Annotated in this window: 16 protein-coding genes and 2 pseudogenes; 6 read left to right on the top strand and 12 right to left on the bottom strand. The window is 64.1% G+C overall.

Annotated elements, in window-relative coordinates; all coding sequences use genetic code 11:
• Nucleotides 1-42: 42 nt before the first annotated feature.
• From ACP2YO_RS18500 to ACP2YO_RS18480, 5 genes and pseudogenes are all read right to left on the bottom strand, one after another.
• On the bottom strand, nt 43-354 hold the full coding sequence (locus tag ACP2YO_RS18500; protein WP_426442126.1) for a hypothetical protein: 312 nt from the start codon (nt 352-354) through the stop codon (nt 43-45).
• Between the two features lie 89 nt (nt 355-443).
• Nucleotides 444-2998: pseudogene (locus tag ACP2YO_RS18495) on the bottom strand (efflux RND transporter permease subunit); the annotation flags it as partial.
• Nucleotides 2973-4158 (bottom strand): annotated as a pseudogene (locus tag ACP2YO_RS18490) (efflux RND transporter periplasmic adaptor subunit); the annotation flags it as partial. The pseudogenes ACP2YO_RS18490 and ACP2YO_RS18495, both read right to left, overlap by 26 nt.
• Nucleotides 4155-4562, bottom strand: a complete 408-nt coding sequence (locus ACP2YO_RS18485) for a FixH family protein (protein WP_426442125.1) — start codon at nt 4560-4562, stop codon at nt 4155-4157. The pseudogene ACP2YO_RS18490 and the gene ACP2YO_RS18485, both read right to left, overlap by 4 nt.
• 98 nt (nt 4563-4660) lie before the next feature.
• Entirely contained in the window at nt 4661-4981 is a 321-nt protein-coding gene (locus ACP2YO_RS18480) for a hypothetical protein (RefSeq protein ID WP_426442124.1), read from the bottom strand.
• Nucleotides 4982-5117: 136 nt separating this feature from the next.
• On the opposite strand from ACP2YO_RS18480, the gene ACP2YO_RS18475 reads away from it, so the two are divergent.
• The 3 genes from ACP2YO_RS18475 to ACP2YO_RS18465 all read left to right on the top strand — a co-directional run bounded on the left by ACP2YO_RS18475 (nt 5118) and on the right by ACP2YO_RS18465 (nt 7757).
• Entirely contained in the window at nt 5118-5336 is a 219-nt protein-coding gene (locus ACP2YO_RS18475) for a GDCCVxC domain-containing (seleno)protein (RefSeq protein ID WP_426442123.1), read from the top strand.
• Between the two features lie 125 nt (nt 5337-5461).
• Nucleotides 5462-6841 carry a M20/M25/M40 family metallo-hydrolase gene (locus ACP2YO_RS18470; protein WP_426442122.1) on the top strand — a complete coding sequence of 460 codons (1380 nt, stop codon included), beginning with the start codon at nt 5462-5464 and terminating at the stop codon, nt 6839-6841.
• Between the two features lie 205 nt (nt 6842-7046).
• Nucleotides 7047-7757, top strand: a complete 711-nt coding sequence (locus tag ACP2YO_RS18465; protein ID WP_426442121.1) for a hypothetical protein — start codon at nt 7047-7049, stop codon at nt 7755-7757.
• 72 nt (nt 7758-7829) lie between these two features.
• Here ACP2YO_RS18465 and ACP2YO_RS18460 read toward each other — a convergent pair whose 3' ends face one another.
• The 3 genes from ACP2YO_RS18460 to ACP2YO_RS18450 all read right to left on the bottom strand — a co-directional run bounded on the left by ACP2YO_RS18460 (nt 7830) and on the right by ACP2YO_RS18450 (nt 12125).
• Nucleotides 7830-8651 carry a hypothetical protein gene (locus tag ACP2YO_RS18460; RefSeq protein ID WP_426442120.1) on the bottom strand — a complete coding sequence of 274 codons (822 nt, stop codon included), beginning with the start codon at nt 8649-8651 and terminating at the stop codon, nt 7830-7832.
• The gene (locus tag ACP2YO_RS18455) at nt 8627-9637 is read right to left on the bottom strand and encodes a DUF692 domain-containing protein (RefSeq protein ID WP_426442119.1); all 1011 of its coding nucleotides are present in this window, start codon (nt 9635-9637) and stop codon (nt 8627-8629) included. The genes ACP2YO_RS18460 and ACP2YO_RS18455 overlap by 25 nt, the downstream gene beginning before the upstream one ends.
• Nucleotides 9638-10547: 910 nt before the next feature.
• Nucleotides 10548-12125 carry a S10 family peptidase gene (locus tag ACP2YO_RS18450; RefSeq protein WP_426442118.1) on the bottom strand — a complete coding sequence of 526 codons (1578 nt, stop codon included), beginning with the start codon at nt 12123-12125 and terminating at the stop codon, nt 10548-10550.
• Nucleotides 12126-12279: 154 nt separating this feature from the next.
• On the opposite strand from ACP2YO_RS18450, the gene ACP2YO_RS18445 reads away from it, so the two are divergent.
• The 3 genes from ACP2YO_RS18445 to ACP2YO_RS18435 all read left to right on the top strand — a co-directional run bounded on the left by ACP2YO_RS18445 (nt 12280) and on the right by ACP2YO_RS18435 (nt 14293).
• Nucleotides 12280-13059, top strand: a complete 780-nt coding sequence (locus tag ACP2YO_RS18445) for an NAD kinase (RefSeq protein WP_426442117.1) — start codon at nt 12280-12282, stop codon at nt 13057-13059.
• Nucleotides 13060-13160: 101 nt separating this feature from the next.
• Nucleotides 13161-13706 carry a response regulator gene (locus ACP2YO_RS18440; protein ID WP_426442116.1) on the top strand — a complete coding sequence of 182 codons (546 nt, stop codon included), beginning with the start codon at nt 13161-13163 and terminating at the stop codon, nt 13704-13706.
• An 8-nt stretch (nt 13707-13714) separates the two neighbouring features.
• Nucleotides 13715-14293 (top strand): Hpt domain-containing protein, encoded by a 579-nt coding sequence (locus tag ACP2YO_RS18435; protein ID WP_426442115.1) that lies wholly within the window; start codon nt 13715-13717, stop codon nt 14291-14293.
• Between the two features lie 57 nt (nt 14294-14350).
• Here the strand turns inward: ACP2YO_RS18435 and ACP2YO_RS18430 are convergent, their stop codons facing one another.
• The 4 genes from ACP2YO_RS18430 to folE form a co-directional block, all read right to left on the bottom strand.
• Nucleotides 14351-15529 (bottom strand): DUF2336 domain-containing protein, encoded by a 1179-nt coding sequence (locus tag ACP2YO_RS18430; RefSeq protein WP_426442114.1) that lies wholly within the window; start codon nt 15527-15529, stop codon nt 14351-14353.
• Nucleotides 15530-15688: 159 nt separating this feature from the next.
• Nucleotides 15689-16690: a transglycosylase SLT domain-containing protein gene (locus ACP2YO_RS18425; RefSeq protein WP_426442113.1), complete on the bottom strand. Its 1002-nt coding sequence runs from the start codon at nt 16688-16690 to the stop codon at nt 15689-15691.
• Nucleotides 16691-16807: 117 nt separating this feature from the next.
• Nucleotides 16808-17236: a phosphoribosyl-AMP cyclohydrolase gene (hisI, locus tag ACP2YO_RS18420; RefSeq protein ID WP_426442112.1), complete on the bottom strand. Its 429-nt coding sequence runs from the start codon at nt 17234-17236 to the stop codon at nt 16808-16810.
• Nucleotides 17237-17263: 27 nt separating this feature from the next.
• Nucleotides 17264-17944 carry a GTP cyclohydrolase I FolE gene (gene folE / locus ACP2YO_RS18415; protein WP_426442111.1) on the bottom strand — a complete coding sequence of 227 codons (681 nt, stop codon included), beginning with the start codon at nt 17942-17944 and terminating at the stop codon, nt 17264-17266.
• Between the last annotated feature and the right edge of the window lie 63 nt (nt 17945-18007).

The following is an 18007-nucleotide window of genomic DNA, read 5'->3' as shown; positions in this document are numbered from 1 at the left end:
CGGCCACGCGGCGACGGCGCCGTTGCCGAGATGTGGCGCAGCTTACGGAAAATGCTCGCCGCGGCGGTCGCCCTTCGGCGCGCGGTTCACGTCGATCGTGTTGCCCACCGCGCCGGTGCCCGGCTTGGCCACCTGCTCAACCGGCGGTCCGCTGTTGCCGGACCTGTCGTTGTTCAGCGCCAGACCTGTCGTAGTTGCGCCCTGCCCGTTTTTCGCCTGCCCACCGGCCGACGGGCCGGAACTCTGCACCAACGCGGTTCCTGAAAGCACCAGCGCCGCCATCAGCATTGCCACGTTGAGTTTCATGGAGAGGTCTTTCTGCGCATGGAATGCACTGCAACGCACCAACGCCATCCGCGTTCCGGGGTGTCGAGCGATAAATCAGCCCGCACCCAACCGAGCCTCAATCGTTCCTGACATCCTTTCGTTCATGTTAGCTCGCCTCATTCGGCAGGTTCGGGGACCCGCAATCTGGTTGCCGCTTTCGTCTTCGCCGGAGGTCGCGCTTTGCCCGGAGGCAGACCGAAGCCTTTGACCAGCCCGAAGATCGCCGGGATCACGATCAGCGTCAGCAAGGTCGAGGAGATCATGCCGCCGATCATCGGGACCGCGATCCGCTGCATGATCTCGGAGCCCGTGCCCGTGCTCCACATGATCGGCAGCAGTCCCGCCATGATGGCGACCACGGTCATCATCTTCGGCCGGACGCGCTCGACAGCCCCCTCCATGATCGCATTATGGAGGTCGGTCCGGCTCACGGCTTCGCCTTCGGCGGCGCGGCGCCTTCCGATCTCCGCGAGCGCCTGATTGAGATAGATCAGCATCACCACGCCGGTCTCGGCGGCGACACCGGCGAGCGCAATGAAGCCGACCGCGACCGCAACCTGGTTTCAGTGACCGAGCGGAAGTTGAGATAGAGCAGCAGGAAGATGATCGACAGCGTCACGGGCACGACGATCTTGAGCCGCGCGGTGGCGCGTTCGAGATATTCGTAACTCCCGCTCCAGACCACGTAACTGCCGGGCGGGAACGTGATGCTGGCCTGCACCGCGCGCTGTGCGTCCGCGACGTAGCCGCCCAGATCGCGATCGCGGATGTCGACATAGATGTAAGCGGCGAGTTGCTCGTTCTCGGTCCGGATCGAGGTCGGCCCGCGCGCCGGCGCGACATCGGCGACCTCGCCGAGCGGAACCGCGCCGCCTGCCGGCATCGGCACCAGGATGTCGCTCGCGATCGCCGTCGGATTGTCGCGTAGATCGCGCGGATAGCGCATGTTGACCGTGAAGCGCTGCCGCCCTTCTACCGTCGTGGTCACGGTCTGGCCGCCGAGCGCGGTTGCGATCGTGTCCTGCACGTCCTGCACGGCGATGCCGTAGCGCGCCAGCGCGTCGCGGTTCGGCGTGATATCGAGGTAGTAGCCGCCGAGGCCGCGTTCGGCATAGGCCGACGAGGTGCCGGGAACGGCCTTCAGGACCTGCTCGATCTGCCTGGCGAGCTTGTCGATGCCGGCAAGGTCGGGGCCGATGACCTTGACGCCAACGGGAGTGCGGATGCCGGTCGACAACATGTCGATGCGCGCCTTGATCGGCATCGTCCAGGCGTTGGACACGCCGGGAAACTGCAGCGCCTTGTCCATTTCGGCGATCAGGCCGTCGATGGTCACACCGGCCCGCCATTGCTCCTTCGGCTTGAGGTTGACGATCGTTTCGAACATTTCCGACGGCGCGGGGTCGGTCGCCGTCGATGCGCGGCCCGCTTTGCCGAACACCGAGGCGACTTCCGGGAAGCTTTTGATGATCCGGTCCTGCATCTGCATCAATTCGGCTGCTTTGGTCACTGAAATGCCCGGCAGCGTCGTCGGCATGAAGAGCAGCGTGCCCTCGTTGAGATTGGGCATGAACTCGGTGCCGAGCTGGCGCGCCGGCCAGATCGAGACCGCGAGCACGCCGAGCGCCAACACAATCACCGGTGTCTTGGCGCGTAACACGCCCTTGATCACCGGACGGTAGGCCCAGATCAGGAATCGGTTGATCGGATTTTTGTGCTCGGGGACGATCCTGCCGCGGACGAAGATCACCATCAGCGCCGGAACCAGCGTTACCGACAGCAGCGCCGCCGCCGCCATCGCAAACGTCTTGGTGAAGGCGAGCGGACTGAACAGCCGCCCCTCCTGGGACTCCAGCGTGAAGATCGGCGTGAACGACACGGTGATGATCAACAGGCTGAAGAACAGCGCCGGCCCGACCTCCGCGGCGGCGTCGATCAGGATCGCGATACGCGGCCGGCCCGGCTCGGCGCGCTCCAGATGCTTGTGCGCATTCTCGATCATCACGATCGCCGCGTCGATCATCGCGCCGATCGCTATCGCAATCCCTCCCAGGCTCATGATGTTGGAGCCGATCCCGAGCAACTTCATAGCGCCGAAGGCCATCAGCACGCCGACCGGCAGCATCAGGATCGCGACCAGGGCGCTGCGGACATGCAGCAGGAATACGACGCACACCAGCGCGACGACGAAGCTCTCCTCCATCAGGGTGCGCTTCAGCGTATCGATCGCCGCATGGATCAGGTTCGAACGGTCGTAGACCGGAACGATCTCGACCGACTTCGGCAGGCTGGTCGCGATCTCCTTGAATCGCTTCTTGACGTTGTCGATCACGTCGAGGGCATTCATGCCGAAGCGTTGCAGCACGATGCCGCTTGCCACCTCGCCCTCGCCATTCAGTTCCGCGATGCCGCGCCGCTCATCCGGCCCGATTTCTACCCGCGCAACGTCGCGCAGCAGCACCGGCGTCCCGTTGTCGGTCTTGAGCACGATGTTGCCGAGATCGTTGATGCTCTTGAGATAGCCTTTGCCGCGGATCACATACTCGAACTCGGAGAGTTCGACGGTGCGGCCGCCGACGTCGGCGTTGCCAGCACGGATCGCGTCACGCATCTTCTGCATCGTGATGCCGCGGTCGCGCATCCGCTGCGGATCGAGGATGACGTTGTATTGGTGCCTGACTGCCGGTGTCGATCTCGGCATCGACATACATGTCGGGAAGCAGTGCGAGATCGGCATTCTCCAGCTCGATTCTGACCCGCGCGGTGCGCGTCTCCTTGTTCACCTGCGGGTAGATCACGCTGATCCGGCCGTCGAACCGGCGGCCGGGATAGCTGCGCGCGCGCACCGTGACCGGTTGTCCGACCGCGACGCTCCCGAGATCGCGTTCGGCGACATCGACCAACGCCCACACGACGGAAACATCGGCGATGCGAAACAGCACGTCGCCGGGCTGCGCGCGCATGCCCTCGACGGCGTTGCGCTGGAGCACAATTCCATCACGCGGCGCGGACCACTGGAGGGTGATCGGGACGGTCTGGCTCTTTTCCATCTCGGCGATGGCGGCCTCGGGAACATCGAGATTCACCAGGCGCTGCCGCGAGCCGCGGCCGTAGAACGTGACGCCTGCCGTGGCCTTTGAGGTGATCGTCGCGAGGTATTCCGCCGCGGCGGACGAAACCGCAGGACTGTAGATCTCCATCAGCGGCTGGCCTTTCGCGACGCGGCTTCCGGTCGTGATGTCGGCAACCTTCTGTACATAGCTTTCGGCCCGCATCGCGATCACGGACACGCGCCGTTCGTCGAGCTGGATCGTGCCGGGTGCGCGGACCAGCGTCCGAATGCGGCGCATCCCGGCTGGTTCGGACTGGACACCGGTGCGCTGGATCTTGCCCGATGACAACGTGACCGAGCCGTCGTCGCTGTCGTCGCCTTCGTAGACGGCGATGTAGGCCATCCCCATGGAATCCTTCTTCGGCACCGGCGAGGTGTCGGCAAGCCCCATCGGATTGCGATAATATTTGACCTTGCGCGCGCTGTTTGCGCCGGCGGCATTCATGTCCGCAGCCCGCTCGGGTTCTCCGGGACTGACATCGGCATCCGCAGGCACGGCCAGATAATCGCGCCCGTCAGGCGTCTTCTTCGGCGTCGCTGAGTAAAGCGGCTTGCCGTCCGGATCGCGGAAAATAGATCGGTGCGCCCACCTCCCCGGCATGCGCGGCCGGTACGATGGCTGTTGTCGCCGGTCGCGGTGGCAGGCCGTGACCGATCAGTGCTGCGCCTGCCGCTGCGGCGATCGCAGCGGCAGCGCCGGCCAAAGCGAGGCGGATCATTTCCCGGCCGTCACGACGAGCTTGTTTTCGACCGAACCGGTCTCGCCCTGCACTTTCGCGCCGAGCGATAACTGCCAGCGCCCGGCCATGCCGAAAGTTGCCTTGAACCGGTAGGTGCCGGGCTCGGTCCCGGGCATCGGCGTCACCTTGGTGACCATCTCCTGCATGCCTTCGGGCGCCATGTCGAGCTGCGCCCTGAAGATGACGGCGTCCGGGACGGACTTTCCAGTCGTCTTGTCGACCAGCCGCACAGTGACGATGCGATCGGCGCCGACCTCGACGGATGGCTGCGTGAGCTGGAATTCGAAGTTCCTGGTGTCGGCATAGGCGGGCAGCGTCGTGCCCGCCACGGCAGCGCCGATCAGCGCGGCCGCAGCGGCGCGCGCCAGGGTGGAAGTAGTCATGGTTGTTGTCCTCGAGTGGTCTGATTGGCCGCGCAAGCGGCATGCAACGGCGCGCGCCATCGGGCGCACGCGTCAGCGATCAGGCGCTTGCGCGCCCGTCAGACGTGGGTTCGAGGTGGATGATCGGGAGGCTTTGTGCCGAGGCCGTCGACCAGGCGATCGTCATGCGCAGCGAATTGGCTTCGCAACGGATGACGCTCGACGAGCGACATCGCCCCGGCCGGAGCCGGCAGCGGAACGCTCAACATGCAAAGCGCGGCGAACGGGCAGCCGTCGCAGGTCTTGCTCTTGGTCTGGTCCGGACAGCACGGCATGTCGTCCGACATCGCATCCATCTTGGCCTGAATCTCGCCGGACGCCATCTGCATCGCTGCGTCACCCGGCATCAGCCAGAGATTGGCGAGGCGCCTCACATGCATGCCCGTTTGTCGCATGTTCGCGCACGACCTGCAAATCCGGTTGAGATCACGATCTCGCCAGATGCAAGGATACCTAAATGGATACTTGATGTCCGCGATCACCGCACGATATCAGCGGTGACCCAACGGACCCCGCATGCAACTCGTCTCGACGCTGATTTGCCCGGATTGCGGATTCGCCGCCACCGAGACCATGCCGACCGACGCCTGCCAGTTCTTCTACGACTGCAAGGGCTGCGGCATCCGTCTCAAGCCCAAGGCCGGCGATTGCTGCGTGTTCTGCTCCTACGGGTCGGTGCCGTGCCCTCCGGTCCAGGCCGCCGGAAGGTGCTGCGACACATCCGGTCAGGCCTGAACGATGGCGATCGACGTCGCACCCGTTGATTGTCTCCCTGGAAGGACGTAAAGCGCGGTCGCAATCCGACGCCTGTCGCGCCGTCCTATCCCGGTGGGCGCTCACTCCAGTGTCCGGTGCTCATCATGGCCTCTTCCGACGCATTGGCTGCCGTCTTCACTCATATCGAATCCCACCGCGACAGCTTCCTGCAGCGCCTGATCGCCTATCTGCGCCATCCGAGCATCAGCGCCGAGAACATCGGCATCGCCGAGGTCGGCTCGCTCCTTGTCGAGATGCTCACAGGGATCGGTCTCGAAGCCGGACTTGTCCCGACAGAGGGCCATCCGATGGTGATGGCGCGCTGGGAGAAAGCACCTGGCAAGCCGACCGTACTGCTCTACGGACACTACGACGTGCAGCCGGCCGACCCGCTCGAGAAATGGATATCGCCGCCGTTCGAGCCGACCATTCGGGACGGCAGGCTCTATGCACGCGGCGTCGGCGACAACAAGGGCCAGCATTTCGCCCAGATCCTGGCGATCGAATCCCATCTCAAGGTTCACGGCGAACTGCCGTGCAATTTGATCCTGCTGCTGGAGGGCGAGGAGGAGATCGGTAGCCCGCATATCGCCGGTTTCGTGCGCGCCAACGCGCATCTCTTGAAGGCCGATCTCGCCGTCACCGCCGACGGCCCCCGCCACGCCAGCGGCGCGCCGACGATCAAGTTCGGCTCGCGCGGCGTCGTCTCCTTCGAGCTGCGCTGCCGCCATGCCAGCCGCGACGTCCATTCCGGCAATTTCGGCGGCGTCGTGCCGAACCCGGTCTGGACGCTGGTCCACTTGCTCGGCACGATGAAGAACGCGGCCGGGGAGATCACCATCGAGGGGCTGCATGACGCCGTCGAGCCGCCATCGCCTGAGGAACTGGCGGCGATCGAGCGCTTGCCGCTCGATATCGAGGCAGTCAAGAACAGTCTTGCACTGAAGCGCCTCGACGCGCCTGCCGACCGCCCCTTCTACGACCGTCTCTGCTTCCAGCCGACGCTGACCATCAACGGTTTCCACGGCGGCTATGGCGGCCCCGGCACCAAGACCGTGCTGCCGAACGAGGCCTTGGTGAAATGCGACATCCGTCTCGTCGAGGCCCAGGACACCGAGGACATCCTGCGCAAGGTCCGGGCCCATGTGGCGAAACATGCGCCCGAGGTCGAGTTCGTCGCCGAAGAAATGGGAATGCAGCCCTCGAAGACGCCGATCGCCTCGCCCTACACCGCGCCGCTGCGCCGCGCCTTCGTTGCTGCCCATGGCGAGGAGCCGCTGCTGGTACCCGCCGGCTTCGGAAGCCTGCCCAACTACGTCTTCACCAAGCTCCTCGGCATCCCCGCCTTCGTCACGCCCTATGCCAATCCGGACGAAGCCAACCATGCGCCGAACGAGAACATGACGCTGGACTGCTTCCATAGCGGCGTACGGACGGGCGCTGCATTGTTGCATGAGCTCGGCCAGTTCCGACGCGAGGGCTGAACGAAGCCGCACGCAAGAGATGCGGATTGACCTGAACTTGACGAAAGATGCCCCTGAGCACGCAAACCAGCCCCCGGCCCGACTGGCGGGTCGCCCGCGATCGGCCGTCAGTCAATTTCCCAAAAATCGCAGGCCGGTAGCGCCTTAATGAACAGGATCAGAACATGCGCGACTAATGCCGTGACTGGGTCGGAGGAGCTGGATAATGAAGGTTCGAATATCCTCGATCGGACTGCTCGTTGTTTGCGCTATCGGCGTCTCGGGCATCGGCACAGCCGCCGCGCAGCCGGCGGAACCACCCGCAGGCTATAAGATCGAAGAGAAATACACCGAGAAATCGCCGGACGGTGCGATAGCGGTCGAGCAATACCTGAACAAGGATACGGACGACTGGAAATGGCAGTTCTGGGTGCGCCGGCAGGATGCATTGACGCTGCTCGATCCGGAGCCGGCCGACTATCCCGCGGGATTTCGCTTCGCGAACGATCTGAAATGGATCGTTCGTTTTCAAAAAACTGGCTCGGGCGAGTCGACGCTCTATCTGTACCGCCTCGCTCCGCAGGGCTACGTTCCCGCGAGCAAGAAGCCGCTCGGCGACCTGGCGTGGGCCTACCTGAAGACGCGTCCCGAGTGGCGAAAAATCGCGAAGGCGCCCGAGTATCACGAGACGGCGAACCTCCTGAAAGGGCTTGACGACAACTATCGCTGGCTCGGCGTCGATTGGCCGGCGAACCGTTATCTTCTGATCGCTCTGTCGGGGGATGCCGACGTAAAGGGCCGCAAGCCCATGCAAACCGGCGTCGTGCGCGACTGGCGCTGCAGATATGACCTGCAAACTGGCAAGTTCGACGTGCCGGCAGTTTTCTCCGACCGCAATACGAAAGCTGTTGTGCCGGGGTCGCCAGGTACTGATTAGGGTTCTCCCCCAGAGCCATTCGACTGTTGACGATTTGTAATCCCCAGACGCTTACCCTGGGGTGAACCACGCTTACTCGGCGGGTGCGGGTGCTTTTCCGAGCGCGTGATCCTGCGCTCGCCGGTCTACAAGAAGTCCAGCATCGGCCAACGCGGGCGCCAGCCGCGGCGTCAACGATTCGAGGAATTGTCCGTCGTCGTCGAGCGCGCTGCGGATGTCGTCAGGAAGCTGGATAACGCTGACGCCGCCGCCCGCCAGACTCAGCACCAGCAGTGTTTCCTGGCGCGGGATTTTCGCAGAAGCAATGACCTCGCGCGCGGCGGCATCGAGGAGCGCGGCCGGATCGTGGTGGAACCGAACCAGGCGAGCCAGCGGATGAATCCGGCACGGTGTATCCGGACCGGGAGCGGGCAAGGCTTCGACTTCGCGCAGCAACTGCTTGCGCGGGGCGCATTTGAGGGCGTTGAGCTTGAGCTCGAACTCCAGCAGTTCGGCCGTAAATGGACTAGACACGATACCGTCGGCAATGCGCTTGCAGAGGAAAGCGGCAAATCGCTCCACCTCGCTCGAAAATTGACCGTCCCGATAAATCTTCGCGTCCCAGAACTCATCGAGCAGGGACCGAAGCTGATCGCCCAGAGAGCGGAGCGTGTAAGTGAGGATCATGTAGAGCGGCGTGACGCGGTTCGCGCGATACAGCGAGCAATTCGTCGACATGCCGCGCTGCCAGACCACGTCGCACAACCGCGCTCGTTCTCGCGCGGAGAGCTCATAGTTCGCCAGTACCTCTTCGTGGCCGGCGCGGAGTGCACGACAGAGACCAGGGGATGCGATCAAATCGCAAAGCGCCTGCTGAAAAGACGCCACGCTCATCGCGGCCGATGCCGATGCCAAATGGCGCGCGCACGGTCCAGCTGGGCTCGGACGTCCTGGGCGCCGAAGATCGAAAAATAAGAGTCATGAAACTCGAAGGTAACTCCCTTCAGATTCGGCGTATGCGGCATGATTTCTTCGAGCAGCGACCAGACCGCCTCGGGACAGGGGCCCGAATGGGCATCGGTGTAGATGCCGTCCTCTTCGGTTCCCCCCGCGACATGCACTTCGACCACCGCGTCCAGATCGAGTTGTCGCAGGAAGGCAGAGGCATCGAACTTATGGTTGCGCGCGCTGGTGTAGAGATTGTGCAGGTCAAGCAGCAACCCACAGCCGCTGTCGCGGACCAGCGAATTGAGGAACGCCGGTTCGCTCATCTCCTCATCGGTGAAGGTGACATAAGCGACGGCGTTCTCAACCAGAAATGGCGAGGGCAAGCGCGGGCGCAGCGCTTGAATTCTCGCAGTCAGCAGTTGCAGCACTTCGAAATCGAGCGGCAAGGCCACTGCCATGCCGGCATTCTGCTCCTCGCCGGAGGCCGACCGTACCTGCGCGAAGGACAAATGATCGCTGTGCCAGAGGAAGCGATAGCGCCGATGCCAATCGGCAAGTTGCTCGACATAGGCATCGTCGGAAAATACCGCACTGCCGAGCGAAAGTCCGACGCTGTGCGCAATGAGCGGATATCGACCGCACGCCCAGTCGATAAACTCCATCCATGGCTCCGACTCGGCGAAGCGCGGATTGGCGCCCGGTCCGCCGTCGCTCCAGAACAGATCGGGCATGATGGAGACGTAATCCACCATGCCCGGATCCGATTTGAGCAAGTCCGGGACGACCGGATTATGCAGAATACCGATGCCCAGCGCTGACGCGGACTCGCGCATAGCTTCGCCTCCTTGCGGCCACGCCGCCTCGTGGGAGGAAAGCAAATTTTTCAGTCGATATCGACCTGCGTAACTTGCGGAAGTTCTTCTGTGATCTGCAACACGCGGCCGGAAATGCACGTGTTACACAGACGCGGGGGTCGCAACATTGTGTTCGTGCAAAGTTCAACGATCTTGCCGACCTCGGTCCATTTGGTTCCGGGCGGCACCACGATATTAATCGCGTGCGTTTCTTCTGAAATACTAACTGTCGCTTTAGACATGTTCGCCTCCACTGGTTTGTCGACCTTCAAGCATAGATGAAGTTCTAAACGGCAGACTGGCGCAACCTGTTATTGCACTTTAGCACAATACATCTTGCGCTGCAATCGCCTGCGCTCACCCCAGAAGTAACCGGGTCGTGATCAATCGCGCCAAGCACTGATTTGCCCGACGGCGCAAGCCCTCGTGACAAAAATATTCTGATTTTCGGAAGCGCAACTCAGTGCTATAGATTTGCCCGTCTCACCCGACTGAGGGGCGCTCGCGATCATCACGAACGCGCGGTGGGATGCGGTGGACGCGGATTGCGCAACAGACGAGTGCGCATGAGGCGGACGGCGAAGTCGTGCAGGCCTGACGCCCTAGTGGCAGGTGTCTCATCAGCAAGAGGCAAGTCCTCCCGCTGATGACGGTGACAAAAGAGCCCAGTCTCACCGGGGAGAGCACGTATAAGCCGTAACCCATCGCGCAGGGAAAGCCGGGTTGTTTCCGGTTACACCTGTGGTCCTACCCCGGTGCTTTTTGTTGCACCGGGCCCATGGGTGCAATCGGCACCCGGCTTTCCCTGTGCCCTCTGCACAATGAGAGGGCAAACGAAATGCAAAGCTCGGACAAATCATGTCGCGAGAGCGCGCAGCCACACCCACCGCCGTCATCGCCCGGCTCGACCGGGCGACCCAGTACGCCGCGGCCTATCAGCTCAATCACAACTGTCTCTGGAATACTGGATCGCCCGCATGCGCGGGCGATGACACCGAACAAGCATTCCTCACTTCATCAGCGTCTCAACCTCTTTCCGGAACGCCTGGCGCGAGCCGTCGCGGGAATAGAACATGTGGCCGCCGGGATAGACCACGAGCTTGGTGCGGTCCCTCCCTGCGAAGGCCGGCAGCTGGTCGAGGATGATCTTCGAGGCGAAGTATGGCGTGGCAAGATCGAACAGGCCGTGGCCGATCAGGAGTTTCAGTTTCGGATCGAGCGCGAGCGCCTGGCGAAGCTGCGTCACCGACTCCGCCGGCGTGGTGCCGTGGCCGAACTCCCAGGCCTTGTTCACGCTCTCGCTGAGCAATTGATAGGAACCGTCCGGCCGCCAGTTCAGCTTGCGCGTGGTGAGATCGACGGCGGCGCTGGTCAGCGGCGCCATCAGGGGATCGCCGGAGGGGTCGCCGAAATGGTAGTAGCTGGAGTCGGGATAGGGATCGAAGCCTTCGACGGAGGCGTCGTAGCGGCCGGTCACCTTGCCGCTCTTGCGGTCGAACTCACGGCGGAATTCGCCGATGTCGAAGCGGCCGGCGAGCCTGCGGCTCACCGCCTGATCGATGCCGGTGAGGCTCGCGACCTTGTCGGAGAGGCGCGTCGTGGCATCCGTGTCGGCCTGGCCCTTGACGAGATCGAGCAGAAAATCACTCTGCGCATAGCGTTCGACGTCGGCCAGATCCTGCCGGGTAACCGGCCCCTTGGCCTGTCGCGCGACCGCCGCCATGGTCGGCAGGCTTGCGACAAATTGCAGGATGCTGGAGCCGGAATATTCACGGAAGTCGAGCACCGGCGAAATCAGGATCAGGCCGCGCGGGCCGACGCCCTGCTCTACCTGCAGATTGTGCACGACCTTCGGCCCGCGAATGCCGCCATAGCTTTCGCCGGCGACATATTTCGGCGACAGCAGCCGGTCGTATTTCTCCAGCCAGCGGCGGATCACCAGCGCGACCGAATTGACGTCGCCATCGACGCTGAAGAAGCGCTTGCGGGCGTCTTCAGACGTCGTGATGAAGCGGCTGTAACCGGTGCCGACCGGATCGATGAAGACGAGATCGGTGAAGTCGAGCCAGGTGTCGGCGTTCGGCGACAGGTCTGGCGAGGCGGAGGATATCGCGCCGTCGCCGTCGAACGAGAGCCGCCACGGCCCGACACTGCCGAACTGCAGCCAGGCCGACGACGCACCGGGACCGCCGTTGAACAGGAATGTCACGGGACGGCTGGCCTTGTCGGCGCCGTCGAGCTGGTAGGACGTGTAGGCGATGTCGGCCAGCGGCTCGCCCTTGCCATCGAACACGCGGATCGAACCGGCCGTGGCGGTGAAGGCGAGCGTGCGGCCCGGCAGCGCCAGCGACTGTTTGGTCGTGGAATCCGGCGGCAGGCGATGCTGTTCGGCGGACGCGTTGGCCGTGGAGCTGGCGTTGCCGTTGGGACCGGCATCGCCGTGCCCCGGCCGCCCCTTCTGGCCGCTTGGGACCTGCGCGCTCGGCGACGGCTGCGGCTGCGGGGTCTCGTCGTCGGCCCGCGCCGCGGTCGCAACGCAAGCGACCAGCAGTGCCGCCGCGAGCCGTGTCGCAAAACTGTTAGCCATGCCGTGCACTCCCTGGACCCATATTTACGGATTCCATCCGCAAACTGCGATACCTTGGCGACATCGGCAAGACGATCTCGGGACCATCTCGACAAGGCCGCCGGGGATGTATAGACGAGCGCGGCGTATCCCGTGGCAAACGAGTTCGTGAGCGATGGCTGGCTCCAAGCGCTATGACAAGATCGCCTTCGTCGCCAGCCCGAGCGCGGAAGCGCAAGCGGCGCTCGAGCAACTCTCGACCACATATGGCAACCACCCGGTCGACGACGCCGATGTCGTGGTCGCACTCGGCGGCGACGGATTGATGCTGCAGACGCTGCACACCCAGATGCGCAGCACCAAGCCGATCTACGGCATGCATCGCGGCACGGTCGGCTTCCTGATGAACGAGTACTCGACGCACGATTTGCGCACGCGGCTGCAGGCAGCCCGGGAGTCGCTGATCAATCCGCTCTTGATGCGCGCCACCGACATCCATGGGGCCGTGCACCTGCATCACGCGATCAACGAGGTCGCGCTGTTTCGCCAGACCTATCAGGTGGCAAAACTGCGCATCCTGATCGACGAGCACGAGCAGATGGCGGAGCTGATGGCCGACGGCATTCTGGTGGCGACGCCGGCCGGATCGACCGCCTACAACCTCTCCGCCCAGGGGCCGATCCTGCCGCTGAACGCGGCGCTGCTGGCGCTGACCCCGATCAGTGCGTTCCGGCCGCGGCGCTGGCGCGGCGCGCTGTTGCCGAATTCCGCTTTCGTGGTGATCGAGGTGATCGAGGGCGAAAAGCGCCCGGTCGCCGCGGTCGCCGACCATGACGAGGTTCGCGACGTCTGCCGCGTCGAGGTGCTGTCCGACAAGACGATTGCGATGCGGATGCTGTTCGACCCCGGCCATTCGCTCGAGGAGCGCATTCTGCGCGAGCAGTTCGGCCATTGAAGGCTACGCCCCTCCCGGCAACCATTCGTTAACCGCGGCGAGGATATGGTTAATTTCGGGTAATACCGCGTTGGCCCGCTATGCCCGTTCAGGACCGGACCATGTATCGCATCGACTTCAACAAGCTGCGATTTCTGATTTGCGACGACAATCCCCACATGCGCCGCATCCTGCGGACGCTGCTGCATTCGTTCGGCGCGCGCGAGGTCTATGAGTCCGAGGACGGCGCCACCGCGCTCGAAATGTACACCCATTACGTGCCCGACATCGTCATCACCGACTGGTCGATGCCGATCTTCGACGGGCTTGAGCTCGCGCAGATGATCCGGCAGCCGGAATCCAAAGGCAACCCCTACGCGCCGATCATCATGCTGACCGGGCATTCCGAGAAGCGCCGCGTAACGGTGGCGCGCGACGCCGGCGTCACCGAATTCCTGGCCAAGCCGATCTCGGCCAAGGGGCTCTACCAGCGCATCCTCAACGTGGTCGCCAATCCGCGGCCGTTCATCAAGACCAAGACCTATTTCGGCCCCGACCGCCGCCGCAACACCAACAACGCCTATATCGGCCCCGAGCGCCGTGGCAACGGCGAGGTCGAGGTGTTGCAGCAACCGTCGCTGCTCGATAAGGCCCGCACGAGCATCTAGGAGCCGTCATGGCCAAGGACAAACCCGGGACGATCGAGGTCAAGAGCTTCGACACGCACCACGTGATCACGCAGCCCAATCCGCTGCGCAAGATGTTGCTGCGCGTGCCGGAGAGCGATCTCGACGATCCGGTCGGGCGCGCGGAAAAGGCGCTGGCCGGGCTGTCCGGCGAATTCAAGGACTGGATGACGGTCGAGGCCGACCGCCTCTCCGCCGCCCATGCCGAGGTGCTGCGCAGAGGTTTCAACAAGGAAACGCGCGACGAGCTGTTCCGCGCCGCCCATGATATCAAGGGCGACGCTGCGACGTTCGGCTATCCGGCGGCGGCGGCGGCGGCGGAAAGCCTGTGCCGCATCATCGAGCACGCACCGGATCTCAACGCGGTGCCGGCCGCGCTGATCACGCACCACATCAACGCCGTGCAGGCAATCGTGCGCGAGCGCACCAGGCTCGACACCGTCGTCGTGTCCGGCGTGCTGAGCAAGCAGCTTCGCGGCATCACCGACGAGTTCCTCACCTACGCCAACCGCGACCGGCCCGAGCATCTCGAGGCCATCCTGGCGCCGAGCATCGTGCCGGGCGAATAGCCGCGCGCCGCCGTTGCGGCGGTCGCCTCGATCGCTATCTGCTACCGGGAAGCGGCCCTAGGCCGCAATCAAGTCGTCGTAAGGCTGGGCCGCGATCGCATCTTCGGCGGCGAGCTCTTCGCAGAACATCCGCGCATCCTCCCGCGCCGATTCCGTCGCGAAGCGGCGCAGCAGGATCAGCAAGGGTTCGGCGGCGGAATGGTCGGTCTCGCAATGGGTCAGCACGCGCTCCACCATGCGGCGATGCAGCCGCGCCGCACCGTCACCGGTGTCGACATAGCCCATCTCATGGGTGGCCTCGAGCGCAACACGAAATGCCGCGAAGGTGGATTCCGGCAGGCCGGCGCGGACCAGCAGCGCCCGCAGGCCGTTGCCGCCGCGATCGTTGAGCAGCGCGGAGACGCGGGCATGCGGCAGTCCCGACAGTTCTGCGAGCGCCGCGGCGAACAGGTCGAGATTGCCCGACAACAGCGCGCGCAGGATCAGTCCGGCGGTAAGCTGGCCCGTCGCGCGCAGATGGGTGATCAGGCCGCGCATGTCCTCGCCGAACGATTGTGCCGCGATGTTCACCGTCGAGCGTTCGCGCGCCTCACCCGCAATTCGTTCCGCCCGGTCGGCGCCGAGCCAGTTCCGTGCCACCGCGAATTGCGCCAGCGTGTCGGACAGCTTGGCGACCAGCACCATGCGCGTCGCCGACGGCAGGTCCTCGAGCTGCAGCATCGATTCCCTGATCGCCGCGAGATGGCCGTGGCGCTCGGCGATGCGGTCCCAGGAGAACGGCGGGAGGCCGGCATATGGATTTTCGATCAGCTCGAGCGCAGCCGCCGGCGAACCGACTTCGGCGATCGCGGCGGAGACGGAGGCCGGCAAACTGTTCCGGCGCGCGATCGCGCATTGCGTCTCATCATTGCCGGTCGCGACGAGATCGACGAGGTCGGCATCGATCAGAAGTGGGGAATGTTCCAGCACCGGCAGCGCGATCGAGGGCTGGTCGACCGACAGAGCCTGCACGATCGCCGCGGGCGCATCGGCGCTGCGCGCGAACACCTCGGCCATCGCCTGGCGCACCAGCGGCGACGGATCGTCGAGCAGCATCAGCAGCGCGCCTTCGGCTGCGATCCGATCGTCGTCGGTGAGATCTGAAATGAGCCAGGCCCGCGCCAAGGCCCGCGTTGCTTCTGCGCGCTCGCCCGCCGTAGCGGTCCTAATCCAACTAATGAACTGCCGAACGATCATGGTCCTGCCGGCTTACGCAACGAAACGGCATCGGATGCAATGCCACTGCAAGGAAAAATAAACCATGACGCTTAACAAAGGGTTCACCATAAACGTTTGGGATTATTGACGTTTCGTTAAGATGGCCGGGCCGCGAAGGGCGCGCGCACCACAAGGCCGCTAGCCGCTGCTGTAGGTGCCGGCGGGATCGCTGAACAGATCGAGCCGCCCGGTGGTGCGGCCCGTCGTCGCCGCCGATGCGGTCGTTGACGACGGACTGCCCCACAGCTCCTGCACCACAGGCGAAATCGGCTCTGAACGGTCGCCGACTTGATACAAAGAGCGGAAGGCCGGCACCTGCTGCGCGGACGCGGTTGCCTGCGAGGTCGCACTGACCGGCGTGACCGCCGGGAAGGTCGAGAGATAGGACGCGGTGTCCATGGTCAGCGCAGGCGTCGGCGTGGCGCCTGCGACCGCATAGGGAGTAGTCGTCTCGCCACCGCCTGCCGCAGCGAAGGCAGTCCGCGTGTCCTTCGAATTTGCGGCCGCCGCATAGCGCGTGGTCAGGACCGAATAGACTTGCGAAACGCTGCGCGCGCTGCCCGACGAGTCATAGAAGATCGAGTGGTTGGCGGCAGCGGCTTTGGGAAACATCGCGGCGGCACTGGCGCTCGGACTATCCTCGGCGCTCGAGATCAGCTGGGCGGCACCGCCGACGCCCATGAAGTGGGCCATATAGAGCTCGGAATCGGTCGGACGGCGGCCGATCTGGCCGGTGAGCTCGAAGCTGTTGGATTGCGTCAGCGCCGCCGCCATCGACGACGCGGCATCGGAATTGTCGCGCAGCTTCATGATCGCGCTGCGCGCGGTGGGATCGCTGACCGAATAGCTGCCGTCGGAATTCCTGGTGATGGCGTCGGCATATCTGCCGTAGCCGAGCTGGCTTCCGGCTTCCTTGACGGTGCCGAGCCAGGTCTGGTCGATGAATTGATAAAGTCCGTGCGCCGACGACGTCGAGGCGCCGGCCTTCGGATTGAAATCGGATTCCATCTTGGCGGTCGTGAGCAAGTACTCGAAGCTCGTGCCGGTGGTCGAGGCCGCCTGCTTGATCGAATTCGCGATCTGCAGACGTGAGGGATCGACACCTGCCGCAGCCGAGGCATTGATTGTGTCGACCGCCATCCGCCCGATGCCTTGCCGGGCGCCGGCAATCGGCACCCAAGTCCTGTCAGCTTGCCGCAATTACGGTTAATAAGACGTTAACGCTGCACGGCCGGTGGGAAGCCGAACGGCACGTCTCTATTTGCGATAGACCTGTGCCGGATCGAACAATCGCTCGGCATCGACGAAAGACAGACCGACGCCGCCGCCCTCCTCCTTGACCGCGCGATAGAAGCACGAGCGCCGCCCGGTGTGGCAGGCGGCACCGGTCTGCTCGACGCGAAGCCACACCGCATCCTGGTCGCAATCCATCCGCATCTCGACCACGCGCTGGGTCTGGCCGGAGCTTTCACCCTTGCGCCAGAGCGCGTTGCGCGAGCGGCTGAAGTACCAGGCCTCGCCGGTGGAGATGGTCTTGCGTAGCGCCTCGTCGTTCATGTGCGCGACCATCAGCACATCGCCGGTCGCGACATCGGTCGCGACGCAGGTCACGAGACCTGCCGCGTCGAATTTGGGCTGGAACGCCAGCCCTTCTTCGCGATCGTGATCGTGGGTCGATGTGGACACGGCAAACCTCGCTCAGGAAACGCGAGGTTACCGGTTCGGTCCTCGCACCAGGGACAGGAAACGCTGCTGCTCCGCCGGATTGTCGCGGAACATGCCGGTGAAGCGGCTGGTGAAGGTCGTCGCACCATGCTTGGCGACGCCGCGCACCGACATGCAGGTATGCTCCGCCTCGATCAGCACCGCAACGCCGCGCGGCTTCAGGATCTCGTCGATCGCGGCGGCGATCTGGGCAGTGAGATGCTCCTGCGTCTGCAGGCGGCGAGCGAAGATGTCGGTGAGCCGCGCAAGCTTGGACAGGCCGACGACCCGCTCCACCGGCGTATAGGCGATGTGCGCCTTGCCGTAGAACGGCATCATGTGATGCTCGCATTGCGAGGTGAATTCGATGTCGCGGATCAGCACGAAATCGTCATAGCCAGCGGTTTCGCCGAAGGTGCGGTTCAGCACCTCAGCCGGAGCCTGATGGTAGCCCTGATAAAGCTCGTCATAGGCCTCGACGACGCGGCGCGGCGTATCGAGCAATCCTTCGCGGCCCGGATTCTCGCCGATATAGCTGAGCAGGGTCGTCACCGCCTGCTCCGCCTCGGCCCGCGAGGGACGCGGCTGGTCAGCACGCACGGCTGCGCCCATGAACTCGGCGGGGTCGAGCTCGGCGGCCTTCGCATCGGATGGCTTGTTGGGGCGAATCGTCTTGATCAAGGCGTCCATGTCTTCTCCGTTCGACCGGCCACGGGCCGGAGGTGTCACCGGGCAGACGGGGCGAACTTCAAA

The organism is Bradyrhizobium genosp. P (genome assembly GCF_049949265.1).
Taxonomy (GTDB): domain Bacteria; phylum Pseudomonadota; class Alphaproteobacteria; order Rhizobiales; family Xanthobacteraceae; genus Bradyrhizobium.
Note: the sequence above shows the minus strand (reverse complement) of the source record. Positions and strands in the feature narration are given on the sequence as shown.

Excerpts from the sequence above, each read along its gene's own strand:
- ACP2YO_RS18500 (WP_426442126.1), bottom strand. The coding sequence starts at position 354 with ATGGCGTTGGTGCGTTGCAGTGCATTCCATGCGCAGAAAGACCTCTCC.
- ACP2YO_RS18485 (WP_426442125.1), bottom strand. The coding sequence starts at position 4,562 with ATGACTACTTCCACCCTGGCGCGCGCCGCTGCGGCCGCGCTGATCGGC.
- ACP2YO_RS18480 (WP_426442124.1), bottom strand. The coding sequence starts at position 4,981 with ATGCATGTGAGGCGCCTCGCCAATCTCTGGCTGATGCCGGGTGACGCA.
- ACP2YO_RS18475 (WP_426442123.1), top strand. The coding sequence starts at position 5,118 with ATGCAACTCGTCTCGACGCTGATTTGCCCGGATTGCGGATTCGCCGCC.
- ACP2YO_RS18470 (WP_426442122.1), top strand. The coding sequence starts at position 5,462 with ATGGCCTCTTCCGACGCATTGGCTGCCGTCTTCACTCATATCGAATCC.
- ACP2YO_RS18465 (WP_426442121.1), top strand. The coding sequence starts at position 7,047 with ATGAAGGTTCGAATATCCTCGATCGGACTGCTCGTTGTTTGCGCTATC.
- ACP2YO_RS18450 (WP_426442118.1), bottom strand. The coding sequence starts at position 12,125 with ATGGCTAACAGTTTTGCGACACGGCTCGCGGCGGCACTGCTGGTCGCT.
- ACP2YO_RS18445 (WP_426442117.1), top strand. The coding sequence starts at position 12,280 with ATGGCTGGCTCCAAGCGCTATGACAAGATCGCCTTCGTCGCCAGCCCG.
- ACP2YO_RS18440 (WP_426442116.1), top strand. The coding sequence starts at position 13,161 with ATGTATCGCATCGACTTCAACAAGCTGCGATTTCTGATTTGCGACGAC.
- ACP2YO_RS18435 (WP_426442115.1), top strand. The coding sequence starts at position 13,715 with ATGGCCAAGGACAAACCCGGGACGATCGAGGTCAAGAGCTTCGACACG.
- ACP2YO_RS18430 (WP_426442114.1), bottom strand. The coding sequence starts at position 15,529 with ATGATCGTTCGGCAGTTCATTAGTTGGATTAGGACCGCTACGGCGGGC.
- ACP2YO_RS18425 (WP_426442113.1), bottom strand. The coding sequence starts at position 16,690 with ATGGCGGTCGACACAATCAATGCCTCGGCTGCGGCAGGTGTCGATCCC.
- folE (WP_426442111.1), bottom strand. The coding sequence starts at position 17,944 with ATGGACGCCTTGATCAAGACGATTCGCCCCAACAAGCCATCCGATGCG.